Origin of the sequence: Klebsiella sp. 141198 (assembly GCF_050600785.1) — a bacterium.
Classification (GTDB): domain Bacteria; phylum Pseudomonadota; class Gammaproteobacteria; order Enterobacterales; family Enterobacteriaceae; genus Klebsiella; species Klebsiella aerogenes.
The window spans coordinates 446380-472862 of sequence record NZ_JAQIRM010000002.1 but is presented as its reverse complement, the minus strand read 5'-3'; the positions used below and the strand labels follow the sequence as shown (position 1 = coordinate 472862).

Sequence of the window (26483 nt, the reverse complement as noted above, 5' to 3'; positions counted from 1 at the left end):
CAATAAAAAGACAATAATTTATCCTTATTGATTGCATGGTGATTGTTGGCGCTTTATTGCTCTATTAACAACAATAGAGACTAGCTTCTGTGCATGGCGTCTTTGAATAACATTAGATAAAAAGATCATGTCATATTTTCTTGCAATTTAACCCTGATCTCTCAGGCGAACTTCCGTAAAAAGGACGGCGAATCTGTAAATCTTGAGGATATGCCGTTGAAAGGCCGTTTTTTATTTGCTGTAACTTTGCTCGCTTCGAGCGTTTCCTGCGCATTTGCTGCCGCTGATTTGCCCGTCACCGTGACGCCGCCTTCGATCCAGGCCGGTTCCTGGGTGCTGATGGACTACACTACCGGTCAAATCCTGACCGCCGGTAACGAACACCAACAGCGTAACCCCGCCAGCCTGACCAAACTGATGACCGGTTACGTTGTCGACCGCGCCATAGACAGCCATCGCATTACCTTTGATGATATGGTCACCGTCGGTAAGGATGCCTGGGCCAAGGGCAATCCCGTGTTTAACGGTTCTTCGCTGATGTTCCTTAAAGCGGGCGATCGGGTTAGCGTTCGCGATCTTAGCCGCGGGCTGATCGTCGATTCCGGTAATGACGCCTGCGTCGCGCTCGCTGACTATGTTGCTGGCGGCCAACCGCAATTTGTCGCGTTGATGAATAGCTACGTTGAAAAATTGCATTTGAAAGATACCCATTTTGAAACCGTTCATGGACTCGACGCGCCAGGCCAGCATAGCTCCGCCTATGATTTAGCGGTGTTGTCGCGGGCCATCATTCACGGCGAGCCGGATGTCTATCATATGTATAGCGAAAAAAGCCTGACGTGGAACGGCATTACCCAGCAGAACCGTAACGGTTTGCTGTGGGACAAAACCATGAATGTCGATGGTCTGAAAACCGGCCATACCTCCGGAGCTGGCTTCAACCTTATTGCCTCGGCGGTCGATGGCCAGCGTCGTTTGATTGCCGTGGTGATGGGGGCCGATAGTCCAAAAGGGCGGGAAGAGCAGGCGGCTAAGCTGCTGCACTGGGGTCAACAGAACTTTGACACCGTGCAGGTGTTGCAAAAAGGTAAGCAGGTCGGCGTCGAACATATCTGGTATGGCGACAAAGAGCAGATCAAGCTCGGCACCGATCGGGACTTCTGGCTCGCGATCCCGAAATCAGAAGTTCCGCGTATCAAAGCAAAATATGTACTGGATACTAAGGATCTGGAAGCGCCGCTCGCCGCTAACCAACGCGTGGGCGAAATCTCGCTTTACGATGGCGACAAAGTGGTCGGGCATTGGCCGCTGGTGACCCTGGAAAGCGTAGGCAAGGGCGGGATGTTTTCCCGCCTGAGCGATTATCTACATCACGGCATTTAATCTCGTTACCCTCTGGCCCGCCGCACTCTGCGGCGGGCTTCATTCATTTCGCGCTTGTGGCGACTCTGTGAATCCGCGCACATACTGTTGTTCAGCCGGCTGCTAAATTTAGTGTATATTTATACAGTATTTTATCAACACTGGAGGCGCTATGAACTACAGCATTCAATCTCTCTCTCCCCGCAAGATTGCCGGGTTTCATATGGTTGGCCCCTGGGAGCAGACCGTAAAACAGGGGTTTGAACAACTGGCGGCGTGGGTCAGTCACCACCAGGTGCCGGCGCAGGAGTGGGTCGCGGTTTATTACGATAATCCGCAGCAGGTACCGGCGGAAAAACTGCGTTGTGACACCGTTGTTACCGTGGCGGATGATTACGTCATCCCGCCTAATAGTGAAGGGGTGATCCTCACCGCAATTGCCGGTGGCGATTACGCCTGCGCCAGCGCGCGGGTCATTAACCATGACTTCTCCACGCCCTGGCTGCAGTTCTTTGACAGCCTGCTGCAGAGCAGCGAGTTCGAAATCGCGGATAAGCCCTGTTTTGAAATTTATCTTAACGATGGCAACCAGGATGGTCACTGGGATATTGAGATGTATGTGGCGGTGAACCGTATCGGCTCGTAAGTCGTTATCCCTTATCTTGACAAGGTTTTTTACATTAGCGCAGTGCGCTTGCGAAAAAAGCGGCTACAATTGGCCTTTTCTGTTTGCCGGAGCAGGCCGTGCGCGCTGATAAATCACTTAAGCCATTTGAGATCCGTCTGTATCGTCATTACCGAATTGTGCACGGTATCCGCATCGCGCTGGCTTTTGTCCTGACCTTCCTGCTGGTGCGTCTGTTGAACGTGCCGGAGGGCACCTGGCCTCTGATCACCCTGGTGGTGGTGATGGGGCCTATCTCTTTCTGGGGCAATGTGGTGCCGCGGGCCTTCGAACGTATTGGCGGCACTATCCTCGGTTCGGTACTGGGGCTGGTGGCGCTCAAACTCGAACTTATCTCACTGCCAATCATGGTGCTGTGGTGCGCGGTGGCGATGTTCCTTTGCGGCTGGCTGGCGCTCGGCAAGCGGCCCTACCAGGCGCTGCTGATTGGCATTACGCTGGCGGTGGTGGTCGGCGCGCCGCCGGGTGATATGAACACCGCGCTGTGGCGAAGCGGCGATGTCATTTTCGGCTCACTGTTGGCGATGCTGTTTACCGGTATCTGGCCGCAGCGGGCGTTTTTGCACTGGCGCATCCAGATGGCGAATTACGTCACAACGTTTAATCGGCTGTATCAGGCCGGTTTTTCGCCGAATCTGGTTGAGCGCCCGCGGTTGGAAAAACATCTTCAGAAAGCGCTCAATGACGTGGTGAAAATGCGCGGGTTGATAACCCCGGCCAGCAAAGAAACGCATATTCAGAAAGCAATCTTCGAAGCCATTCAGACCGTCAGCCGTAATCTGGTATGCATGCTGGAACTGCAAATCAACGCTTATTGGGCCTCGCGTCAGGGCCATTTTGTGATGCTCAACGCCCAGACTTTGCGCGAAACCCAACGGATGACCCAGCAAACGTTGCTGACTATCGCCCATGCCCTGTATGAGGGAAACCCGCAGCCGGTACGCGCCAACACCGAGAAGCTCAACGAGATTGTGGTCGAGTTGCGACAGCTTATCAAAGAGCATCAGGGCGATAATCTGTCGGAAACGCCGATTCACGGCTATGTTTGGCTGACCATTGAGCTGGCGCGCCAGCTTGAGCTGCTGTCGCACCTTATTTGCCGCGCGCTGCGCAAATAAAAGACAGATACGTGCGCGAAGTGAACAGGTTGCTTCGATTCAGCAGCATTTAGGGTTATGATAAACGCAAAGGAAAAAACATTGTCATCAGCGACTGCTAGCAGTTATGTTAGCCCTATAGGGCAGTCGCTTTAGCGAATCCGAATCTCAAATATTAGGGGTGTAAAAATGGAAACAACTAAGCCTTCTTTCCAGGACGTTCTGGAGTTTGTTCGTCTGTTCCGTCGTAAGAACAAGCTGCAGCGTGAAATTCAGGACGTTGAGAAAAAGATCCGTGATAACCAGAAGCGTGTCCTGCTGCTGGACAACCTCAGCGACTACATCAAGCCGGGTATGAGCGTTGAAGCCATTCAGGGTATCATCGCCAGCATGAAAACCGATTATGAAGACCGCGTTGACGATTACATCATCAAAAACGCCGAGCTGTCGAAAGAGCGTCGCGACATCTCTAAAAAACTCAAAGTGATGGGTGAAGCCAAAGTCGGCGAATAAACCACTCATTAGTTCCGGCGGCATTGCTGGCCGCCGGGCTTTTCCGTCTTCCTGCCTTAAACCTCCGTATAAGCATCGCCCTTTAAGCCGACAGTTTGTTATACTGCCGCCGTGAACTTATTGATACCGGAAGGGTTTATCACATGCTGTCCCAGATTCAGGTACCGCCGCGATGATACTGATTACCGGCGGCGCGCGTAGCGGCAAAAGCCGTCACGCCGAATCTTTACTCCAATCCTGCATGTCGGTGCTCTATATCGCCACTTCAGCCGTTATTGACGATGAAATGGCCGCACGCATTCAACATCACCGCAATAGCCGACCGCCGCACTGGCGTACAGCGGAGCGCAGCCGTGACCTGACGCCACTCATTACCCCCGATAACGCACCCGATGAAGCTATTTTGCTTGAGTGCGTCACTACACTGGTCACCAATATTCTGTTCGCTGAAGGTGGGGAAACAGATCCTGATGAATGGGATTACGCTGCGTTGGAAAGGATAGTCACGCAAGAAATCACTCAGCTGATTGCTGCCTGCCGTGCCTGCCCGTCGCCGGTGCTGCTGGTCACCAATGAGGTGGGGCTGGGAATCGTGCCGGACAACCGGCTGGCGCGGCATTTTCGCGATATTGCCGGGCGTGTGAATCAGATGCTGGCCGCGGCTGCCGATGAGGTGTGGCTGGTTGTTTCAGGGATAGGAGTCAAAATCAAATGATTAAATCGTTCTTTGCCACGCTTTCCTTTATGAGCCGCATACCGGTTCCGGCCCGCTGGTCGCAGGGGCTGGAAATCGATCAATATGAGCGCGGGATCGTGACTTTCCCACTGGTGGGGTTACTACTTGGCGCGATTGCCGGGCTGGTGATGCTGGCGCTTCATGCCTGGTGCGGCCTGCCGTTGGCCGCGCTGTTCGCCGTACTGGCGCTGGCGCTGCTGACCGGCGGTTTTCATCTTGATGGCCTGGCGGATACCTGCGATGGGATCTTCTCAGCCCGTCGCCGCGAGCGGATGCTGGAGATCATGCGTGATAGTCGGCTGGGGACGCACGGCGGGCTGGCGCTGATCTTTGTGCTGGTGGCAAAGGTATTGGTCATTAGCGAACTGGCGCTGCGCGGTACCTCGATGCTAGCGGCGCTGGCTGCCGCCTGCGCTGTGGCGCGTGGGATGTCGGTGCTGCTAATGTACCGCCAGCGTTATGCCCGGGAGCAGGGGCTTGGTAACGTATTTATTGGCAAGGTGACTTTCCGGCAGACCGTCATTACCCTGGCGCTATCCTTGGCGCTGGCAACGCTGCTGCTGGGCGTGCAGGGCCTGCTGGCTGCGGTTATAACGCTGCTGGTGGTGTCGGCGCTTGGTCAGGCGCTGAAGCGCACGCTGGGCGGGCAAACCGGCGATACGCTGGGAGCGGCCATTGAACTGGGCGAAGTTATCTTTTTACTGGCGTTGCTATAGAGCACACACCGCGCTGACAGGAAGCATATGGATACAATAAGTGAATGGTTAGCGGCCATCCCGCGGCCGGACGAAAGCGCGATGTCGCGGGCTCGTCAGCATATTGACGGCTTGTTGAAACCGCCCGGCAGCCTGGGGCGTCTGGAATCGCTGGCGATTCAGTTAGCCGGTATGCCGGGGCTACAGGGCGCATTACGTTTTCCACGCAAAACTATCGTGGTCATGTGCGCCGACCACGGCGTCTGGCATGAAGGTGTTACCGTCTCGCCACAGGCGGTGACCGCGATTCAGGCGGTCAATATGACCCGTAAGAATACCGGCGTTTGCGTGCTGGCAGCTCAGGCCGGGGCTGATGTTCAGGTAGTTGACATCGGTATTGACGCCGAACCGATCCCTGGGCTGGTAAATATGAAAGTGGCGCGCGGCAGCGGTAATATTGCCTGTACCGCGGCGATGAGTCGCGAGCAGGCTGAAACGCTGCTGCTGGCGAGCATGCGCTACACCCGTCAGCTTGCGGAGCAGGGCGTGCGTCTGTTCGGCGTGGGCGAATTAGGAATGGCTAACACGACCCCCGCTGCGGCAGTAGTCAGCGTGCTGACCGATCATGATGCCGGCGATGTTGTGGGCATCGGCGCGAACCTTCCAATATCGCAGCTGGCGCACAAGGCGGAAGTGGTACGCCGGGCGATAGCGGTCAACCAGCCTTCACCCGAAGATGGCCTCGACGTGCTGGCAAAAGTGGGCGGTTTTGACTTGCTCGGGATGGCCGGGGTCATGCTGGGCGCCGCTTCCTGCGGATTGCCGGTAATACTCGATGGCTTTTTATCGTACGCGTCGGCACTGGCGGCCTGCCGGATCGCGCCACAGTTGCATCCGTACCTGATTCCGTCGCATCTGTCGGCGGAGAAGGGGGCACGTATTGCGCTGGAGCACCTGCAGTTGCAACCTTATCTGGAGATGGGCATGCGCTTAGGCGAGGGCAGCGGCGCGGCATTAGCCATGCATCTGGTGGAGGCGGCAGGAGCGATGTTCAACGACATGGGGACGCTGGCTGAGAGCAATATCGTGCTGCCGGAAAACCGTTAACCGGCTTCGGGGCGCCGACCGGCCCCCCGAAAGAGTGCTTACAGCGCCTGCTGCCACACGCTTTGCGGCAGCAGATAAACATCCGCTTTAGCCTGCATACCGTCGGTAACGATATGACGAATGCCGCTGGCCATCACCGCAAGGGTGACATCAAACGCATTCAGGCTATCGCCAAAACCGGCGGTAAGGTTGAGCATTGAGCCATCGGCCATCAGATAGATTGTTTTCCCCGGCATCCGATAAGCGTTGATATAGGGCATAACCTCTTCATGCGGGAACTGGCGCAGGTGTTCGCAATCAATCTCTTCCGCCACGTGTCCGACGTTGAGAATAAACACGCCATCTTTAGCGCTATCCAGCGCCAGGCTGTTGACCACTTTCTTGCCGCCGGTGGCGGTGGCGACGACATCGGCTGATGCGATTGCATCCTGTAAATCTACGACATGCCAGCCGTCATAAGCGGCCTGTAAACGGCGCGCCGGATCGATTTCCGCCACCATAACCTGGCCGCCGAAGGCTTTTGCCGCCGCGGCAACGCCTTGCCCGACCAGACCGTAGCCGATCACCAGTACTTTTTTCTCATGTAGGGTAAGGTGAGTGGTCTGGAAGAAAGTGTGCCAGGCCGTCAGGCCGACCATATGGCGGTTATGTAGACCTTCTTTGACCGGCAGATCATCCCAGTTAAAGATAGGGTAGCCGGGGCGAATATCACCGAGGCGATTGACGCCGGAGCCGGTGGCTTCAAGGCCGGCGACGACATTGCCGAACTCGCCGCGCTGGTGGAGCAGGGTGGTAATATCCGCGCCCATCTCGCACAGGTGGGTTGGTTGCCAGGCGATGGCTTTTTCCCATGATTGTTGCCAGTCAGCGTCACTCATATTGCGCCAGGCGCAGGCTTCCGCGCCGCGCTCCACCAGCCAGGAGACAACCTCATCCTGCACGGTGGTTGGATTACAGGTGGTCAAAAAGACTTTCGCCCCTTTCTCAAGGAGCCCCTGCACCAGCGGGATCATTTTCATATCGAGATGCATACAGCAGGCCAGGCGCACTTCGCTGAGGTCGGGAAGGGCCGCCACCTGACGCAGGGTACGCGGCATATTCTGGCTAGCCCATGCCACTTCTTTCGTTAAATTTGTCTTATTATTCACCGTATTGTGACCTTTAATCCGTAGAGTGGGTTTAACCCCAGTGGGGAAGATGATTCTAACGCAGGGTGTATAAATCACATAACCCACACTGCCCGGTAAAGTTGCAAATAATAGGCATCATAAATACATGGTTGTTAATGAATGGTTAAATAAAGACAATGAAACATCATTTATTCCTATGATGTGAGCGATTCGTTCGATGTTACGCGTTTTACAGCGCCCGCTATTTTCCCGCGCGCGTATTTTTCTCGGCCGTTTAAAACCTCATGCCTTACCCGTTGCTAAAAAGCATATTTTATTGGGCTCAATCGGCGCCGGAACGGGACTTGCGGTGACCAGTATGTTCAGCCACTGGCTGCTGGGCGAGGTGAATCTGTGGTTTATTGCGCCGATGGGGGCCTCGGCGGTATTGCTATTCGGCGTGCCCAGCAGCCCGCTTGCTCAACCCTGGTCTATCGTTGGCGGCAACGTGCTTTCGGCGCTGATCGGCGTCACTGTCGGACTGTTGGTGCCGGATACGGCAATCGCCTGCGGCCTGGCGGCGGCGCTGGCGATTGCCGGGATGTACTTTTTGCGTTGTCTGCATCCACCTGGCGGCGCGGTGGCGCTCACGGCCATTCTTGGCGGCGCCGGCGTACACAGTGAAGGCTACCAGTTTGTGCTGACGCCGGTATTATTGAACTCCATGATGTTGGCGCTGCTGGCGATCGTCTTCAACAATCTGGTCGGGCGCCGCTATCCGCATCCGCTGGCGGCGGAAGAGGTGAAGCCGAATGTAGTGCCGATGGGGATTGCAGTCACTCGCGAAGATATTCACGCCGCGCTGATGGAAGGGCAGTTCCTTGATATCGGCGAGGACGATGTGCAGGAACTACTGGAGAATATTGAACAGCAGGCCCGGCTGCGTCTCGCCGTCGGTCAAAAAGCGCGCCAGTGATGCTATTAAGGCACCCGTTGCAATGCCTTAGCTAGCGCCAGCCTGAATCGCTCGATGAGGTCGGGTTCACCGGGCAATAATTCGGCGAGCGTAATCGTTTTGTCCGCGCGGTAGACCTTACCGCTGCCGAGCAGCGCCTCAATATCATTGGCCGCCTGATGTGCGGCCTGCAGGTCGGCATCCAGTAATATCACGGCGTGAGCCAGGACGATGTGCCCCTGGCTGTCGGCTATGGGCCGCCAGTATTGAGCGGTACCGGCAATCTTGCGGGCGTTTTCCCCCTCGCCGCAGGCGAGGTTATAGCGCCCGTCGCAGAAAGAACCGCTGACGGCCTGAAAATGGCTTTCGACGCCGAGGGTCGCCAGCGTGCGTTGCAATATTCCACACAGCAACAGATAGATAGGTTCGGCGGCTTCGCCTAACGGCTGGGTTACCGGCCAGGCAAGACTCAGGTTGAGGATCCCCGGCCCCTGCGGCACCAGCCCACCGCCGGAGCGACGCATCCACACCGGCCAGCCGCGGGCGGCAAAGGATTCACTGACGGCGGCCAGATTGGCGAATTTCCGGTAACTGCCGGGCACCACGAACCCTTGCGGCGCCTGCCAGAGCTGAGCGACGGCTTCACCTCGGCGCGCGCGCTCGAACAGAGGCAGTTCGGCAAGCGTGGGATCATCGCAGCGGACAATCGGTAATTCGTCGGCGTTGAACCCGGCAGGCCAGCAGTCTGTGTTCTGTTGTGTTATCACGAAGCCTCCCTTGTTATGTCGGATGGCGGTTTTTCATCAACATCGCCGTGACGGCAGAGATCAGGCAGCCGACCGTCAGATAAATCGCCACGCTGTGCCACGACCCGCCAGAGAAGGTGACCAGCGCGGCGGCGATAAATGGCGTAAAACCGCCGCCGACCACGCTGGCCACCTGGTATCCGACGCCAGCGCCGCTGTAGCGATAGCTGGCGCCAAACATTTCGGTAAACATCGGTTGCTGCACGCAAACCACCATATCATGGGCGATGTTGGCCAGCATCAGGGCAAAAAATAGGATCCAGAACAGCGAGTGCTGCTCCAGCGCCATAAAGAAGGGGAAGCCGCTTAATGTTCCGATCAGCGCCCCGGTAATATAGATACGTCGGCGGCCAAACCTATCCGCCAGCCACGCAAAGCAGGGAATGGTAAAACAGCTAATGCCGCCCACCAGCAACCCAATATTGAGGAACAGCTCACGCGGCAGGCCGAGGTTTTGTGTCGAGTAGTTGAGGGCGAATGCGGTCACGATATACATCGTTAACAGTTCACACAGGCGCAGAGCGATGATTAATAAGAAGGCACCCGGATGGCGTACCAATGCTTCCAGTACCGGCAGGCGTTTTTTCTCCGCGGCGGGCGTTTTCTGCACCTGCTGCTCAAACTCTGCCGACTCGGCCATGCCGTTGCGGATCCACAATGCCGCCAGTACCAGCACTACGCTAAACAGGAACGGCAGGCGCCAGCCCCAGCTAAGGAACTGCTCATCGGTGGTGAAACTGCTGATAAGCGATACCAGCCCAGTAGAGAGCAGCAGCCCGACGCCGTAACCCACCTGCACGCCGCTGCTATAGAACGCTTTTTTGTTTTTCGGCGCGCTTTCAACCGACAGCAACGCCGCGCCGCCCCATTCGCCGCCGACGGCGAAGCCCTGTACTGCGCGCAAAATCACCAGCAAAACCGGCGCCCACCAGCCAATCTGGTTAAAGGAAGGCAGGAGCCCGATACAGGCGGTGGCGATCCCCATCATCCACACGGTCATCATCAGCATGCGCTTACGACCTAAGCGGTCGCCGAAATGGCCGAAGATCACGCCGCCGAGCGGGCGGAAGAGGAAGCCGACGCCGAAGGTCGCGAAGGCTGCCAGCGTGCCCATTGCCGGGCCAATTTGTGGGAAAAATTCGCGGTTGAACACCAGTGCGGCGGTAATGCCGTACAGCAGAAAATCGTACCAGTCGACGACGGCGCCGGCAAAGCTGCCCCATGCCGCACGACGAGCGCGATGAAGAGAGGCGACCCCGTTGCCGGAGTCGGGAGAAATAAGCGTTGAGTCCATGCCTGTCCTGTTTGTTGCTAATTTGTTATTATTTGAATGAGACGCTTTCTTATCTACGCGCCGTTAGGGAGATTACCGCGCATAAGCGCAACTGAAAAGTTTTTTACCTGCCGGAAAGACAATAAAGTAAAAAATGTCTAAATCGAACATTTAATTTTCACCACTGGCGTGGGTTAACTGTTGACCATTACTGCTATTTTATTTTTGTTGCCCCATTGGGACGGCTTTTAAGAATTCACGTAAATGGTTTACAATTACTATCTCCAACGCTGGATATGGTGGGTGATATGCGTCTAATTTTTGCAGTTTTATTTTATGTTTTAGTTTTACCTAATGCTTTCGCAGAAAAACTGCCTGCGCCAACGGGCAAACCCGTTTTAACCATTTCAGGAAAGATTACCAATACAAACGAAGGCGATACTGCCGTATTTGACGTCGCCGCGTTAGAAAAGTTGGGCAATGAGACAGTGATCACAACCACTCCCTGGTATTCAGGAAAAGTGCGCTTTGATGGTATTTCACTTAGCAAACTTATGGACTTAGTGGGTGCGCAAGGTAAGACGGCGAAGGTGATGGCCCTTAACGATTATACGACCGAGGTGCCGGTGGATGATTTTCATAAATTCCCGGTGATCCTCGCGCTGAAGATGAATGGTGAATATATGCGCATTCGTGACAAAGGGCCCCTTTTTATTGTTTATCCCTACGATAGTAGCGCGGAGTTACAGAACCAAATCTATTATTCCCGCTCGGCATGGCAGGTTTCAAAGATTATAATTGAGTAAGGCTCTGATCTTGAATCGAATACTCACTGCCATTATTTTGTCGCTTTTTATCGTCACCGGATACATTACCTATCTGGTGCATGAGCGGCAGAGTGAGCTGCAAAAATTAACACGTTATACCGACTCGTGGTCTGTGTCCCAGATGGTCTCTGAATACATGCGTCTGGAGGCTCGTTTAAGCGCCCTGGCGCTGAACGTGAAGGGGACCGACCGCGATGAGGTACGCCTGCGCCTGGAAATAATGATGAGCCAGATTGAATTGCTGCAGCAGGGCGATCTTGGTCAGTTCATCAGAAAAAGCGAGCAGCGGCAGGCGACGGTCACCAGTCTGATTCAGATCCTCGATCAACTCGACAGGCAACTGGATTCCATGACGCCTGAGCAGATGATGACTCTGCTATACACGATGAGTAAGTTGGATGGCCCAATGACCTCACTGGCCTCCATGACCCTGGCGCAGGACTTTGATGTCGTTAATCTTACGCATGATAAGATTCAGCATCTCTATTACATCTATTCGGTGATTTCAATCTTGCTGATTACGATGTGTATCACTCTTGGCCTATTGATGCTTCGACAAAATAACAACTTGCGTCGCGCGCATGTGCGAATGAAGCTGTTAGCTAATGATTTACAGCTGTCGAAAGAGAAACTTCAGGTACAGAACCGCCGTTTGCAGTATGACGCTTATCACGATTCGTTAACAGGTATGCCTAATCGCCTCTCTTTCTGGCAGAGGCTACAGGAAGTGGTTAATCACGTGAAACCTTATAATGGTTGCGCAGTGGTTATGTTGTTTGACCTCGATAATTTTAAAGATGTTAATGATACCTTAGGACATGATGCCGGCGATAAGTTGCTGCAGGAGCTCGCCAGCCGTCTGTCGTTCTTTCGTAAAACATCAGAGACGCTGTACCGCCTTGGTGGCGATGAGTTTGCCCTGGTATCGCAGGATCTGAGCGAAGAAATGGCGCTGGAGCGGGCGGATGTGATCCGCGAAAAAATCAGCCAGCCGTACTATATCTACGATTCGTTAATTAACATTGGCGCTTGCATCGGCATCGTTATCTCCGATGGTGAAAGTCGTACTGATTACTTATACAAATGTGCCGATTTAGCGTTGTATGAAGCGAAAAAGTCGGGCGCGGGCAACGTGGAGATTTTTCGTCCCGGCATGTTACAACGTTTACAGGAAAACAAATCCTTTGAGGACGATCTGCTACATGCACTGGAAAACGACCAGTTCAAGGTTTACTACCAGCCGATCGCCGACACGGTGTCGCGTGAAATCTACGGTTACGAAGCGTTGGTGCGCTGGTTTCATCCACTGCGCGGTATGGTGCCACCTACGGAATTTATCCCGGTGGCGGAGAAAACCGGCCTGATTAACCCACTTGGTGAGTGGGTGCTGAAGACCGCCTGCGAGGAGGCGGCTCGCTGGGAGCAACCGCTGAAGGTTTCGGTAAACGTCTCACCGATTCAACTTATCAATACCTCACTTACAGACACGGTAGCGGCGGTGCTAAAGAAGACCGGCCTCGACCCGCGGCGCCTTGATCTTGAGATTACGGAATCTGATGTATTTAACGAGAATACGCGCTCGCTGGAGATCCTCAGCCAGTTGCGCGAGCAGGGGATTCAGATCTCAATTGACGATTTTGGTACCGGCTATTCGTCATTGTCGCGGCTGAGTTATTTCCCTTTTGATAAGATCAAAATTGACCGCTCGTTTGTGGTCAATATACCTATGCAAAAAGATGACCTCGATATCGTGCGCCTGATCATCAGTATGGGGAAAAGTTTACATATGCGCATTGTCGCCGAAGGTGTTGAAACCGAGGAACAGTTAACTTCGCTGCAACAATTAGGTTGCGATCTCGTTCAGGGATATTTAATCGGGAAGCCGGGGCTTTTAAATAACAACTGAAAAAAGATAATCTTCGGTCTTTAAACTGTCGCCTGTGAACTATCACAGGCGCTTTTTTATATTTTAAATAAACCTAATCCGTAATGGGTATAAATAGTGGTAGATAAAATAGGATCAAAAAAATAATACCCTTAACAATTAAAAGGGGTATATGATATGCAATATATCGTTTCATTCGCGGCGCTATTTCACGGCGCGGAAAGAGAGGCAAATCATGCAGCGAATCATTATACCTACCCATTATGTTCAGACCCGCTCCACCCCCATGTGGACCAAGGAGACCGCGCCCGCGTCCATCTGGAAGCGCCATCTTGATGCCGGTACGCGACAGGGCGTCTATCCGCGTTTATCGGTGATGCAGGGTGCAATACGCTATTATGGTTATGCCGATGAAACGAGCCCAGACCCTGTTGAAACGATGACTATTGAAGCGGGGCAGTTTGGTGTCTTCCCTGCGGAAAAATGGCACTGCATTGAGGCATTAACTGACGATACCGTATTTAATGTCGATTTTTACGTCGACCCTAAAATTCTGATTGAGGGATAAGCTGAGTCTATGAACAGTGAAAATAAAGGTTACTCATTAGCGATAGCCAATAACAACAATAATGAAAAAAAAGAGAAAATTTATCTGAAGCCGATGGCGCTTTATGTCCCTGATATTGCGGTTCAGGCAGTAGCGGAGTTGCTTCAGGATCTTTCTGCCGATAACGCACAGGGCAAAGGGTTCAGCCTGGTGGTGACTAACAATAATAATGGTGTATCGGTAGATAAAGATTTCGCCTCAATCGAGGCGCTTCAGGATCCACTGCATGCCGCTGACGCGGTGAAAGAGCTCATCAATATTGTGCGCGGTTATGAATCTGACGAAGAGACTAACGTCTGCGGCTGGTAACACACCGTCTGGCAGATATCGTCCGATATCTGCCTCTTTCTCCGGTTTCAACTCATCGTTATCTGCTGCAGTAGCCAGTCCCGCAACGCGCTGATATCGCCGCGCTGGGCTAACTCTTGTGTCGCCACCAGATAATAGTTTGCTCCCGGTAAGGACATCTCAAATGGCGCCGCTAATACCCCGCGTTGCAACAGATCGCGCGCCAGCAGCTCGCTGGCAATCACTACGCCTTGTCCTGCTACCGCCGCCTGTAGCGCATGCGTCTCATCGCTGAAGGTTAACCCAGCATCGATATTCAGCTGCGGTGGCCCGTAGCGACGCTGCCAGTTTTCCCAGCCCGGCGAATCAGCCGGAACGTGACGATGTTCAACGTGGAACAGGGTTGCGTGATGCAAATCCTCCAGCCGTGTAATACCCAGCGTTGGGCTAGCGACGACGATAAAGCGGTCTTCATGTAGCAAGGTACAGTGCAGTTCGCGCTCCGGCGTTTCACGATAGCGAATCGCGACGTCAACGCTGCGCTGGTTGAGATCCACCCGCTCGACGCTGGTATGCAGCCGCAGGTCAATAGCGGGGAATTCCGCTTTAAATGCTGCCAGCCGTGGTACCAGCCAGTGAGTTAGAAAGTTGGAGGTGGTGGTGACGGTGAGTGACGGCGGCTGGTGTGAGCGAACAATTTGTGTAGTCGCTTCTTCCAGCGCGCTAAAGGCGCGTTGAGTCCCTGCATAGAGAATTTCACCGCTGTCGGTAAGGCTGACTCCCAGGGCATTGCGTTCACAGACGCGGCACTCCAGCACAGATTCCAGTAGTTTTATCTGGTGGCTCACTGCGGTAGCGCTCACCCCAAGCATATCGGCGGCGCGTTTAAAACTGCGACAGCGGGCAACGGCATGAAAGGCGCGTAGCGCGCCCAGCGGCGGGAGGCGGGTTTTTCTCATGGCTGAGTTTTTCTCATCTATTGCTGAAATTTATGCGTTTGCCGTACTTATTATACAGAGGATAGCCTACTGATATGTGAAATAGACACTGAATTAAATTCATCAGTGTTTGCGATTATCAGGAGTGAATAATGAATATCTACCGTAATCAGCGAGCTGGTGGGGCAACCACTTGCGAGGCCCCGCTCACGCAAACTATCGCGCTAAGTGGCGTATTCGCGGCGGGGGCGCTGCTATTGAGCGTTTCCTCCATGATTGGCACTCTCGGTACTCTGGCGTCGCTGCTGACGCTGACGGGAGCTTTTGCTGTTGGCTATGCAATCGCGCGTTGGCAGCTGTGGCCAGCGCATTATAGCGTTAGGGTATCGTGCTACGCCTTTGTGCTGTCCGCTATGGGCTGGTTAATGTTACTGGTGCTGTGGAATAGCGGACACGGTTGGCTATCTCAAATTCCGGGGATCGCCTTTGGTGGATTAGGTGCGGGTATTGTCTGGAAAAACAATGCTACAGCAAGATACTCGTCGGGCATGATGGCGAACATCCCGATGACAACAGGTATCGTTATTATTATCCTGGCGACTCTGCTAACCAATCACTATGCGGATTCGGGAAAGGGAGGTTTTGTCTACGCACTGGCGGTCCTGGTAGATCTGGCATTGCTGGGAGCGGTGCTGATGAAAATTAGACAGCAGGAAATGTCGTAAATCGGCCCGTTATTTACCATAGCAAATCCTACCTATCATCTACGCAAGCGTAACACCACGACGACTTTGGTTCTGGCGTGGCGCCCGTTATCCTCTGTTTGTCAGTGAATCCATTAAATATTATCGTGAACGCTTAGTTATTTTAGTGACAGCAGAATTGAGAGAAAAAGCGGGGTTTTATGTAACGCGGCAACATGTGAAGTGGCTTACATTTTTGACTTTCATCACACTTTATAGTTACGTCATTCTTGGTCGACGCAGTTATTTACTATGGCATCCATTAAAGACGTAGCAATAAAAGCTGGAGTATCTACCGCTACGGTCTCACGCGTGCTGAATAATCATCCCAGCGTGGCGCCAGAAACTCGCAAAGCAGTTCGTGAGGCAATGGATTTCTTATGCTATGTGCCTAGCAAGAGTGCGTTTCAATTGAGTGGGAAATGTTCTGGGCTGATTGCAGTTGTTCTGCCAAACCTTGTCAACCCACATTTTTGTGAACTGCTGGCGACATTTGAAGAAGAGGCAAGATACATCGGTAAAACGGTTATCGTCAAAACTCATCAGAATCAACCGCAGCTAGATAAGCAAATAATATATACGCTTATTAGTATGGGTATTGACAGTTTGCTATGGGTGCCAACAGAAGCCGAAAGCGAACTTGCAGAATGGCTCATCGCGACTAATATCCCCGTTGCAGTGGTTACGCTGGTATCGCGATTTTTCAATTCTGTTTCTATCGATCAAAGTAAAGGGGCGGAAGTTATAGCCGAGCATTTTATTCAGACCGGTCATACCACGTTTGGATTTGTAGCGCAGGAAGGCGCGGATAACCGAAAGGTTTTTTCATGGGCAAAACGAATTACCGCTCAGGGATTGACTATAGATAAAGAGAATCAGTTTTGGATAGCGAAAGGCGAGGGTGAGAAAACATCAGGGCATATTAGTATACTCGATGATATTATTGTCAGGCTAGCCGAGAGAATAAATCATTGTTCATCTCTCTGGGTCTATAACGATGTGGCTGCTAGTTATATTATTGATGGCTTAAAAGAAAAAGGAATATCTGTGCCTAAAGATATTGCCATCGCTAGTTTTGATAATACTTTACTGGCACAAACTAAAAAAATCACTAGTGTGGCGCAACCGATAAGTGAAATCGCCCATCTGGCATTTCAAATGATTAACAACGAAACAAAACAAGAAAGTATTGAAATGCACGAAATTGTCTCTCGGTTAATTATACGGGAGAGTAGCGTGAGTATTAATATTACTTTGCTTTAATCTACATACGCCGTTATCAACTTATAAATATAAACTAACATTGGTTTACTAACCTCTGTTGAACACTTATGACTGTATACTCTAGAGGTCTTCTATGTCTGCAAACTCAATCGAAAGGCAAGGTGTTTACGGCAAACTGCGTTTAAAAGAAAAAATTGGTTATGGAATGGGAGATGCTGGTTCTTGTATGATTTGGAGTGTACTGGCGTTATATCTAACATGGTTCTACACGGATGTTTATGGTTTAGCTCCCGGTGTTGTCGGTACCTTGTTTCTGGTCATTCGTATTTTTGATGCCTTTAGCGACCCGGTTATGGGGGCGATTTGCGATCGTACTCGTAGCCGATGGGGTAAATTCCGACCATGGTTATTATGGATGGCATTGCCATTTGGTTTGGGAGCAGTACTAATGTTCACAACGCCCGATTTAAGCATGAATGGAAAAATTGTTTATGCCTGGGTGACATATCTGGTTATGTCATTAATCTATACTGCTATCAATATTCCATATTGCTCAGTAGCCGGTGTGATCACGCTAAATCAGAAAGAGCGTTTAGGCTGTTTGTCATGGCGATTTTTCCTCAATGGATTGGCGACGCTAATTGTCTCTTCTTCAATTTTACCCTTAACAGACTGGTTAGGTAACGGTAACAGAGCGGCTGGTTTTCAGTTGACTATGGTAATCATGGGAGGAGCTGCGACACTAATGTTCTTCTTTTGTTTTGCCAGTATCAAAGAACGTGTTACTGCAATTAAAGTTAATGACTCTTTAATAAATGATCTAAAAGATATCATCAAAAACGATCAATGGTTATTGATGATTTTTATTACTTTCCTTAATGTTTTTCCGGCGTTTATTCGTGGTGCAGTGACTATTTATTATGCTACCTATGTTATGCAAGCCTCCGTCGGATTTACTACGTTTTTTTTGGCTCTTGGCGTTGCATGTAACATGCTAGGTAGTGTTATAGCGAAACCACTCACCGATCGTTTTGATAAAATTAAGCTGTTCCGTTCGATTAATATCGTTCTTGGCTTCCTTTCTTTAGCTCTATGGTTTGTCGATCCCAGGTCTTTGCTACCACTACTTACACTATTTATCATCATTAACATCCTGCATTTGATTCAATCAGGGCCAATATTATGGGCCATGATGTCCGACGTTGATGACTACGGAGACTGGAAATACGGTAAACGCCTTACCGGTATTTCATTTGCTGGTAATTTGTTTATGTTAAAAATGGGTTTAGCAGTTGCTGGTGCGATTGTTGCGTGGATATTATCATTGACGGGTTACATCGCTAATAAACCTCAACAAAACACAGAGACTATCGAAGGTATCATTATTATGTTTTCTTTACTGCCAATGATTACCTATTTTATTAGCGCATTCGTAGTTAGATACTTTAAATTGAATAACCACTTTCTTGAACAGATTAAAGTGGAACTCGCTAAGCGTGAACTCAATAACGGTTCTTCACCGCATCATGACATCGAGCGAGATAGGACCACAGTGGTTAATCATTAGTTAAAACTCTCCTGACAGAAATCAGGGTCATTATTAATTATTATAATATTCAGAGGTTAATAGAATCGTAATATCTACCTATCCTAATAATGTAGAGGAAAATAACGCATGTCGAGTGAAAATTATTATGATGTAACAGAGTGGAGTGAAGGTAATCCTTTTGAAGATATCGGTTTAGTGATTAATAGTATTATTGCCGATATTAAAAATCGGCAAACAGACACAGATGTAAATGATGGTGGAAAGCCGGGGGCTGTTATCTATATCCCGCCAGGAGACTATCATTTGCTCACTCAGGTAGTAATAGACATCAGTTACTTGAAAGTTAAAGGAGACGGACATGGGTTTACCTCTTCAAGTATCCGTTTTAATACTCCGGAAAGTGATTGGGCAAGCTGGCATGAATTGTGGCCAGGCGGTAGTCGTATACTTGTTGATATAACACCATCATCTACGACTCCGGAAGCGGAAGGGGCGGCTTTTTATATTGAGCGTAGCGGTGACCCAAGAATAAGCTCAGTTGAGTTCGCGGATTTTTGCATTGATGGGTTACATTTTGTGGATGACGGTTCGGGAAGTAACGACCCTGAAAACACCTATCTCAATGGTAAAACGGGTATTTATATTGCCAGTGCGCAGGACTCATTCCGCATTAGTGGAATGGGATTCGTATATCTTGAACACGGCATCACTATATATAATGCCGATGCATTGGCGATACATAATAACTTTATTGCTGAGTGCGGTAATTGTATAGAACTCCGTGGGTCGGGACAGGCTTCAAAAATAACCGATAATTTGATAGGTGCCGGTTATAGAGGATATTCCATTTATGCAGAGAACTTTGGTGGCCTTCTGGTTACAGCAAACAACATTTTTCCCCGCGGTAAAAGCAGTATTCACTTTTCTGGTGTCCTCCGTTCTGCAGTTAGCAGCAACAGATTTCATTCATTCTATCCAGGGATGCTGGTTTTTGAGAATAGCTGTTCAGAAAACCTGGTGACGGCAAACCACTTTTTCCGTGAACATGAACCTTGGGAACCTATGCAGTCCTATAGTAATGGTTTAGATGACTTGTATGGGTTGCTATATATAGAAGGGGAGAATAATTCGATTATTGCTAACCATATTTCTGAATCGATTGATAAACAGTATATCGTTCCTGCTGGTGCGACACCTGTCATAATACGGTTGGCATCAGGAGATAGTAACTATATTTCTGACAATCATATTGTTGCTACCACCGATACATCATTGTTAAAAGGTCATGCAGAATCTTGTTTCTCTGCACAAGTTAGAGCGCTGCTGGCATTAGAGGGGTTGGAAGTTCTCGACGTGACGACCGTACAGGTCGACGCAGCATCTCAACGTAATACCATACTTGATTCCGGAAGCGACGATCAGGTTGTGCTTGATAAAGCGATCAATGCGTTTAGAGCGACGCCGGTACCCGGCTTGTCATAATAGAAAAGCAAAAAGCCTGCTCGTAAGCAGGCTTTTCTAAATCTGGCTCCTCTGACTGGGATCGCCTTTGCCAGTAACAGGCTAATTCATAAGCTAAACTTGAATTCACTTGTTGTCAAGACCACCAGAATGACCACCATTTCACTACGGGACTAATGACATATTTAGGCACTGACTTTAGCCAATTGAACACCAGCAAACCGCGCCAATTATGGTGCAGGCACAATAGTATCAGCTCCGAACCAATTCCCAAGTGTTGCAAGTGCCTCAGGAGACAAAGCTTGTGTAAACAAGATTGCAAGGCGCTTTTGAGGTCTGGAGCAGGCCACGTAAAACAAATTTCGGTTACGCTCAAATGAATCTTCTTTTCCTGCTGGGAGCATTTGCTCTCCAGCAAAGCCCAACATTTCACCAAAGTTATATTGGTTCCACCCTCGTCCAACAACTACCAAGACATTTTCAAATTCAGCACCTTTCACACCATGTTTAGTCTCAAAAGGGGAATGACCATCAAGATAACGGCGAAGTGACTTTACTTCGGAATAGGGAATATCTTTCAATTTTTCCAGTTCTTTTAGCCTTCGGGGTATTTCCGCACCAGCAGTCCTGTCATAATTGCGTAATTCCTGCTCGTGTTTTTCAACATTATCAGGAAGTCTGGGCTTACGATGTGTACGCAAGAATTCAACCACTTCACCGATAGTTCCTGTTTCGCGTATAGCAAGCAACTGCATCATTGCATTGTGCCAACTTTCCTTATCTGAATGGCTACGTAATTGTGGTGTAGCGCCACCAAAAACTTCAAACATCGCACCATATTTACGAGCCTCAAAGGCGTCGCAGGCAGGTTCAAGCTTGTCGATAAAGAAGGCTATATGCTCGTTTTCTTTTTTCGTAAAAGATTCGTTATATCGAAACGTTGCTACTATATTCGAGTAACCTTGCTGATTGGCTAAAAGTCGATGAGTCAGCATGAGAATTTTGGTATGTGCGGGAGAGAAATCCCAACCATCTTGTTGCAACGTTTCTTTGACACGTTCCAGAGTAGCTTGCCCTTCTGCTAAAGGGAGATCTCCACCCCAGTGCAAACCTTTTTGACGTACCCCTTGCCAATTGTTTGTATGGAAAACCCGTACCTGACCTTCAGCTTCGGGGTCTTTGACACACTGCGGTAGCTCAGGCCTCATGAGATTGAGGGCATCGACAATTGTCTTATCCGAACGAAAATTGGCCTCCTTACCTATCCCAACCACATCTGGATGTTCCAGTTTACCACATCCACCACCATAGATTTTTTGCCAATGGTCGCCGAAAAAACCAAATAGAGGAGCTCCAGTTTGCCCAAGAAAATGTCTTTTAATTGCCTCAATCCAGTCTTTGTCTGTGTCCTGGTACTCATCGACCAGAATGATCGGGAAGCGTTCTGTAATCACTTTGCGGAACTTATCGTGTTCCATGAGTGAGATAGTTAAAGAAAGGACATCGTCATGATGAATCGTTATACGATGGTCGCGGATGGAGCGATGTCCAAGATTATACTCAACACTACGATTACTAAGGCTTCCACCAGCCTCTTCGAGCTTTTCTCTCCACTCTGGCATTGCTTCAATCAGTTCTCTCAACGGTTTTTGAAAGCTACTGATTAACGACCAACAGAACGCATGATTGGTATCACAAAAAACGATGGGGCTTCGATCTGTTCGCGCGACGATTTCATCCTTCGCCACGTTAGTAAAGGTAATGCAGGCAATTTGCTGGCTATGTTTTTCAAATAAATCCTTATTTCGCTCAATCAAGAATCGAAGTGCCTTAATAAGGGAATATGTTTTACCCGCACCAGCGCCAGCTTCCAGCCGGAAGCTTCGTCCTTCACTGAGGCAAGCATACATAGATTCCAAAGCTCGCTGGCTAGCAGCTTCGGCGGGCGAATGGATCTCAGACATCAGCGCTGGCTCCTTCTTCAATATTAGTTGTGGCCTCTACAACCTGCGCCAATACTGGATCTTGTGTCATAGGCTCATTGCTGCCAGCTAACCAGCGAATTCCATCGACGATGTATTTGGGGGCGTTCCATTCTGTCTCTGTAATCGCGTATTTCAATGCAAATTCTGATTTTTTCCACTCAGCCGCTTTATCACGGGCTTCTATTTCAAGTTCCTGAGTATTTCTCCCTACCAGCCCGAATAGAACCGAGTTTGCAAGGATAAATGCATCTTCGAATGTGCGTCCGCAGGGGCCATCTGTCACTTCTGCACATTGATAGGCAATACGATTTCCATTACGAGCTTTATCATCGTCACTCCTTGCAATCAAACCAGCTAATGTGAAAGGAGTATCTTCAGAGAACCATGCTTTCAAACAAGCATTACTGGAATATGTGCCAAGATGAACGGCGCACGCTTTACCCCGAGGAGCCAGAACGGCATCCAGATCAGTTATGATCAGGCTCTGAAGTTCAAGAAATGCTAATAACTCGAAGAACAAATGAGCGTAAGCACCACCGACTTCCATCACCGTTGCGTACTGGCTCGACAGCTTCGGTCTTTCTGGTTCGGCTGATTCTAGTTTTTTGATGATAGCAGGAAGCAATAATCGCTCGCTCAATCCCTCGACGAGAATAGCTTTATCTGCGAAAAAGAGATCGCAACGGGTCAGCGTCATGTATTGATGAAGGAAATTTCTATCTTCCGTTGGAATATGTCTAAGCCCTTTACGCAAGTCTTTGATTTTGGTTGTACGAACTCCTTCCTGAGTTCCCTGCACTGTAGCACCGAGAAAATAGCGAATGCTCTCGAAACCAGCTGCGTTGGCAATGTGAGATGAGTGTGTAGAGACAACAAACTGGACGGGCCAGGGGCTCCTGTCCTCAGTGCCGTCAACCAGTTGTTGCACAATCTTGGCAAGTTGACGAATAAAGACCTCCTGCATTTGCGGGTGCAGATGGGCTTCAGGCTCTTCAATGAAGATCAGATGTACACCCGGCTCAGTAACTTCAGCGCGAAATGCCTTATAGAAACCAGCCAGCTGCAGCAGAATAAATATTAAATTACGAGTGCCAAGACCGTTGTACGACTCTGGTAGTGTGACACCGCTATAACCCGAATACCGAACCTTAGTGAAGTTTGATAGTAACTTGCGCACGTCGAGCAATGTTTCGGTGTGTAATTCTTGCCCTCCCAGTCCGGGATATCCAAACGTTTTCAGCGCAGGAATCAGGCTTTTCAGTTGGCTACCAAAGTTTGTGTCAATCTGAGTCTGAATATCTTGAACTGCACCTTTCAACGCATCGGCAATTTGCTTATCTGCTGTATCCGCAGAGGCCGAGGACGCTGTTGCGAAAAGATGTTCTACCGTTTTAGCCAGTACATCCGATTCTCTGGATGTCACATCATCGAGTCCCCGTTGAGCGTTGATAAAGCCCGACTTGACCAGACCGCGCAGTGCGCTAGATTGTAACTCGCGACGATTTTCTGGATCATTGGGATCTTCAGCCCATATTTTTACGCAAAAATCGTTGGGAATACGTTCCCGTAACGCCCGGAAGAAGGCAATCCGAGTCTCCTGAGTTAGTTGTTCTGTGGGCTGTCCTTCGAGAAACCGTGCCAGTTGGCCATCTTTCAATTCATACTTGACTACCACGAGCGCTTCGGTACACGCCGGATCCAAATCAATCACGAAGGGGCTCAATGGGCCTAATTGAGGTTGCGTGGAGTCGTACTGGAATTTCAATCGAAGCTCAATAGCTGGGACGAGATCACGAATAACATGATCCTCTTCCCCTTCGTTTAGCGCTTTCAGTGCATCACAAAAACGGTCATAGCAAGAACTGGAAAAGTCTTCGAGTTGAAAAGTCGCACTGCCGTCTGCTAAAAATCTGCGTATTATCTCTGAGAGCGATGTTTTCCCACTGTTGTTTCGACCAACAATGACTGTCGTCTGTTCCTCTAATACAAGCTCCACGTCAGCTAAAAGTCGGAAATTCTTTATTTGAACCTGATGAATGCGCATACGTCCCTCAATCTGTGTATAGGATATCGACAAAGCTGATGTTATTACATTGCATGTGAACTTCATTCTTCTAATAGCTTAGTTGTTCACAATGCCTCAGGTCCTATATTATTACCTGAGGCATTGAAACTTTACTCTGTCAGTGATACATCACGCACATCATCCAGCTGAACCTGACATTCCTTCCATCGACGCACAAGCGTAGCCACACAGGGATTGCCCGCTAGTTGATTCATTCTGACCCAATCAACATCAACTAGTCCGGCAAGAAGTTCGGAATTAAGTTCACCCTGCAATGCATGCCATTGGCGAATACTGGGTTGACGTTGAATAATAGGTTGAGGGGAGGAAAGACTGCCAACAATGACGTAATTTTGCTCTGGATCATGCCAGAGTCGTGTAATACCTGGTACGTTCTTGAGCCAGTTGCGAGGATCGCCTAAAGGTAAATCGAAGACACGAGATAATAATTTATTCCATGATGCTATTAATGATGTACTGGCTCTTTTTACTGATTTTTTAGCGACTTCCACCATAAGCGCATTTTTCTTTTCAGGCCATTGGGAAAAAACATAATTTTTTAAAACATCATAAGTGACATTGAATTTATTGTCGGAGTAATATTTTCTTAAAGCACATTTCCATAGGTCACACAACAACTCTAGTTCACGAAGTAACGTATTTTTATTTGTATCGGATAATTCACCTTCTTCAGTAAGTTGGTCAATATGAAACATTAGTTCATCCATTTCAGGTAATAACCATTTATTAAGAGGGAGTTGTTGCCGTTGAGAATCCAGAATAGTCATTAAATCGTTTAATTTCTCCGGAAGCATATGAGGTGCTCCATATTGTGGATCCTGAAGGAGGATAGTCACTTCTTCAGTTTTGTGAATTATCACCGTCAACCGATTAATAAATCGGGTCAACTTCTCTGCTTCATTCCAAATCCCTTGTGTAATATCTTGGGGGCGATAATGGTAAGGCCACTTTTCGTTAAGCAAAGCGAGTAGTGCTGTTACAGAGGTATCAAATGAGCAGAGTATATTATCACAGGCCGAAACAGCATCTGGCATAGCTGGGTGGAAAGGTAATATTATTGGGCGGTCTTGTTTAACAGTAAACAAACAGCCATTAGTGATTACAGCGAGACTGCTAGTGAGTAGAGCCTTCTGCTGCGGAAGCGTCACACTAATTTTGGTCTCATTGCATAGCAGCAAATGCTTCAGTGCTAATTCTTTATATACAATTTCAACATTACGTGCCAAAGATTCTTGAACCGCTTTTTTCTCAAAATCACTGATACTATAATCATAGTAACGAGAATCTGTGGCAGGAATAAGCCTCGTGTCACCGTCAGGGGTAGACTGTTCTATTAGTAAGTTATCAGTAATTGGGTCGACTGTGAGATCAAAAGGATTAACATTAATATGCTGGCAGGCAGCTTTTGTTCTTAATATTTGTGTTAATGGATAGCGATCGTCAATGATACCCGGAGTCTGATCCAGCAAAACAAGTAGACACTGTGATCCATCAATTTCTATGTTCACAATCTGATCCGGTTCTATATCAGGTAGTAATGACATGTGTGCATCAGGATATTTTTCATTCAGCAGGGACTGAATGTTATTAACAATGTATTGTGGGGATACATTTTTCGAAAAACGTAGATCAAGAACCTTTATCTCTTGGTCAAGCTGTACACTTGGGAATTTAGCCTTGTCAGCTGTTTTGAATTTTGTTTTAAGCGGTAAAGGGCGTAACTTAAGTACTACTGGAGATAATCCGAAGCCAAATTTTCTTGCTTGCTCAATAAATTCATTTTGAACGGGTTGAAGGATCCAAGGCCAGCTATTTTTGAGTGAGGTTGAAGACGAAAGGTCGAGAAAAGGGCGTAGCTTGCGTTTATCTTTATTTTTGGTTACTTCCCGGTAAATTTGAGATTTAGGTTTTGTCTTTTTTTCCGCTTTCCAGCGGGCAAGAACATTATTTTTATCATAAATCCATAATGGTTGATGAATATTAAATAATTCGTCTTTTATATCGACTGGACGTAGTGGAACATTTTTATGAAATAATATAACCTCAGTGATATTTTTATCTCTTCTTTGTTGAGTGCGACAGTCCAGACTAATTGCATTGATACCGCAACTATTCTTACTTTTCCAGACGTCAGTCTGTAGTAATGGGCATCCTAGTGTATGGCTACCTTTGCAATGTGAACCAAAGGCGGAGACTTTACGCATGATAAGTCGGATCCATACTGGATTCAGCATAGCCTCGTAATGGACACGCGTTGGCTCAACAATAATCCCATCACCATTTTTTATTATTGGTGGCTTGTCTTGCTCTGAGTCCAAAGCAACGTATAGTCCAAATTGATCCTTATGAGATTTCATCAAATAAGGATAATAACGACTGCCTAACTCATCATCAATTCGGCTTTGCCATTCATTCCAGCGATAGTTTTTACTTAACGGATAATGATAGACAACTAGTTTTTCAGCTTTCTCCCGATCGATCTCGTTGTCCCGGTAAATCATGTGTGAAAGAGGGAGAGAACGGATTATTTCGTCATTACGTTTCGCCATGAT

23 protein-coding genes are annotated in these 26483 nt (G+C 49.2%); 16 read left to right on the top strand and 7 right to left on the bottom strand.

Going from position 1 to position 26483, the window contains the following annotated elements:
* Positions 1–216: 216 nt before the first annotated feature.
* The 7 genes from dacD (at position 217) to cobT (ending at position 6195) form a co-directional block, all read left to right on the top strand.
* On the top strand, positions 217–1383 hold the full coding sequence (gene dacD, locus PGR10_RS07645; protein WP_213316842.1) for a serine-type D-Ala-D-Ala carboxypeptidase DacD: 1167 nt from the start codon (positions 217–219) through the stop codon (positions 1381–1383).
* Positions 1384–1534: 151 nt separating this feature from the next.
* Positions 1535–2008: a DNA gyrase inhibitor SbmC gene (gene sbmC, locus PGR10_RS07640; RefSeq protein ID WP_113373519.1), complete on the top strand. Its 474-nt coding sequence runs from the start codon at positions 1535–1537 to the stop codon at positions 2006–2008.
* Positions 2009–2106: 98 nt separating this feature from the next.
* Positions 2107–3165 (top strand): FUSC family protein, encoded by a 1059-nt coding sequence (locus PGR10_RS07635; protein WP_113373700.1) that lies wholly within the window; start codon positions 2107–2109, stop codon positions 3163–3165.
* A gap of 168 nt (positions 3166–3333) precedes the next feature.
* Positions 3334–3657 carry a DUF496 family protein gene (locus tag PGR10_RS07630; RefSeq protein ID WP_015365834.1) on the top strand — a complete coding sequence of 108 codons (324 nt, stop codon included), beginning with the start codon at positions 3334–3336 and terminating at the stop codon, positions 3655–3657.
* Between the two features lie 172 nt (positions 3658–3829).
* A complete protein-coding gene (cobU, locus tag PGR10_RS07625; RefSeq protein WP_430923278.1) occupies positions 3830–4372 on the top strand; it encodes a bifunctional adenosylcobinamide kinase/adenosylcobinamide-phosphate guanylyltransferase in 543 nt (180 codons plus the stop codon).
* The gene (gene cobS / locus PGR10_RS07620; protein ID WP_113373520.1) at positions 4369–5109 is read left to right on the top strand and encodes an adenosylcobinamide-GDP ribazoletransferase; all 741 of its coding nucleotides are present in this window, start codon (positions 4369–4371) and stop codon (positions 5107–5109) included. The genes cobU and cobS overlap by 4 nt, the downstream gene beginning before the upstream one ends.
* Positions 5110–5136: 27 nt before the next feature.
* Positions 5137–6195 (top strand): nicotinate-nucleotide--dimethylbenzimidazole phosphoribosyltransferase, encoded by a 1059-nt coding sequence (cobT, locus tag PGR10_RS07615; RefSeq protein WP_316424189.1) that lies wholly within the window; start codon positions 5137–5139, stop codon positions 6193–6195.
* 38 nt (positions 6196–6233) lie between these two features.
* On the opposite strand, the gene PGR10_RS07610 is transcribed toward cobT, so the two are convergent.
* Positions 6234–7343 carry an adenosylhomocysteinase gene (locus tag PGR10_RS07610; protein WP_087860485.1) on the bottom strand — a complete coding sequence of 370 codons (1110 nt, stop codon included), beginning with the start codon at positions 7341–7343 and terminating at the stop codon, positions 6234–6236.
* 199 nt (positions 7344–7542) lie between these two features.
* Here PGR10_RS07610 and PGR10_RS07605 point away from each other — a divergent pair, with 199 nt between their 5' ends.
* The gene (locus PGR10_RS07605) at positions 7543–8280 is read left to right on the top strand and encodes an HPP family protein (RefSeq protein WP_213794502.1); all 738 of its coding nucleotides are present in this window, start codon (positions 7543–7545) and stop codon (positions 8278–8280) included.
* Between the two features lie 5 nt (positions 8281–8285).
* Here PGR10_RS07605 and PGR10_RS07600 read toward each other — a convergent pair whose 3' ends face one another.
* Both PGR10_RS07600 and shiA read right to left on the bottom strand, forming a co-directional pair.
* Complete coding sequence (locus tag PGR10_RS07600; RefSeq protein WP_308958548.1) at positions 8286–9026, bottom strand: lipoyl protein ligase domain-containing protein; 741 nt, start codon at positions 9024–9026, stop codon at positions 8286–8288.
* A 13-nt stretch (positions 9027–9039) separates the two neighbouring features.
* Positions 9040–10359, bottom strand: a complete 1320-nt coding sequence (gene shiA, locus PGR10_RS07595) for a shikimate transporter (RefSeq protein WP_087860487.1) — start codon at positions 10357–10359, stop codon at positions 9040–9042.
* Between the two features lie 287 nt (positions 10360–10646).
* Here shiA and PGR10_RS07590 point away from each other — a divergent pair, with 287 nt between their 5' ends.
* From PGR10_RS07590 to PGR10_RS07575, 4 genes are all read left to right on the top strand, one after another.
* Positions 10647–11144 carry a molybdopterin-dependent oxidoreductase gene (locus tag PGR10_RS07590; protein ID WP_087860488.1) on the top strand — a complete coding sequence of 166 codons (498 nt, stop codon included), beginning with the start codon at positions 10647–10649 and terminating at the stop codon, positions 11142–11144.
* 10 nt (positions 11145–11154) lie between these two features.
* Positions 11155–13071: a putative bifunctional diguanylate cyclase/phosphodiesterase gene (locus PGR10_RS07585; protein ID WP_113373525.1), complete on the top strand. Its 1917-nt coding sequence runs from the start codon at positions 11155–11157 to the stop codon at positions 13069–13071.
* 214 nt (positions 13072–13285) lie between these two features.
* Positions 13286–13618 (top strand): DUF1971 domain-containing protein, encoded by a 333-nt coding sequence (locus PGR10_RS07580; RefSeq protein ID WP_087860660.1) that lies wholly within the window; start codon positions 13286–13288, stop codon positions 13616–13618.
* 9 nt (positions 13619–13627) lie between these two features.
* A complete protein-coding gene (locus PGR10_RS07575; RefSeq protein WP_430923277.1) occupies positions 13628–13966 on the top strand; it encodes a DUF1869 domain-containing protein in 339 nt (112 codons plus the stop codon).
* Between the two features lie 47 nt (positions 13967–14013).
* Here PGR10_RS07575 and PGR10_RS07570 read toward each other — a convergent pair whose 3' ends face one another.
* Positions 14014–14904: a LysR substrate-binding domain-containing protein gene (locus PGR10_RS07570; protein ID WP_430923276.1), complete on the bottom strand. Its 891-nt coding sequence runs from the start codon at positions 14902–14904 to the stop codon at positions 14014–14016.
* A gap of 131 nt (positions 14905–15035) precedes the next feature.
* Between PGR10_RS07570 and PGR10_RS07565 the strand changes: the two genes are divergently transcribed.
* The 4 genes from PGR10_RS07565 (at position 15036) to PGR10_RS07550 (ending at position 19881) form a co-directional block, all read left to right on the top strand.
* Positions 15036–15608 (top strand): hypothetical protein, encoded by a 573-nt coding sequence (locus PGR10_RS07565; protein ID WP_430923275.1) that lies wholly within the window; start codon positions 15036–15038, stop codon positions 15606–15608.
* A gap of 270 nt (positions 15609–15878) precedes the next feature.
* Complete coding sequence (locus PGR10_RS07560) at positions 15879–16889, top strand: LacI family DNA-binding transcriptional regulator (protein WP_348854152.1); 1011 nt, start codon at positions 15879–15881, stop codon at positions 16887–16889.
* A 94-nt stretch (positions 16890–16983) separates the two neighbouring features.
* Positions 16984–18417 (top strand): glycoside-pentoside-hexuronide (GPH):cation symporter, encoded by a 1434-nt coding sequence (locus PGR10_RS07555; protein WP_213794507.1) that lies wholly within the window; start codon positions 16984–16986, stop codon positions 18415–18417.
* A 108-nt stretch (positions 18418–18525) separates the two neighbouring features.
* On the top strand, positions 18526–19881 hold the full coding sequence (locus tag PGR10_RS07550) for a right-handed parallel beta-helix repeat-containing protein (RefSeq protein ID WP_430923274.1): 1356 nt from the start codon (positions 18526–18528) through the stop codon (positions 19879–19881).
* A 209-nt stretch (positions 19882–20090) separates the two neighbouring features.
* Here the strand turns inward: PGR10_RS07550 and PGR10_RS07545 are convergent, their stop codons facing one another.
* The 3 genes from PGR10_RS07545 to PGR10_RS07535 form a co-directional block, all read right to left on the bottom strand.
* The gene (locus PGR10_RS07545; protein WP_430923273.1) at positions 20091–21824 is read right to left on the bottom strand and encodes a UvrD-helicase domain-containing protein; all 1734 of its coding nucleotides are present in this window, start codon (positions 21822–21824) and stop codon (positions 20091–20093) included.
* Positions 21817–23889, bottom strand: a complete 2073-nt coding sequence (locus PGR10_RS07540) for an ATP-dependent nuclease (RefSeq protein ID WP_430923272.1) — start codon at positions 23887–23889, stop codon at positions 21817–21819. The genes PGR10_RS07545 and PGR10_RS07540 overlap by 8 nt, the downstream gene beginning before the upstream one ends.
* Before the next feature lie 131 nt (positions 23890–24020).
* Positions 24021–26480: a hypothetical protein gene (locus tag PGR10_RS07535; RefSeq protein WP_430923271.1), complete on the bottom strand. Its 2460-nt coding sequence runs from the start codon at positions 26478–26480 to the stop codon at positions 24021–24023.
* Positions 26481–26483 lie beyond the last annotated feature (3 nt).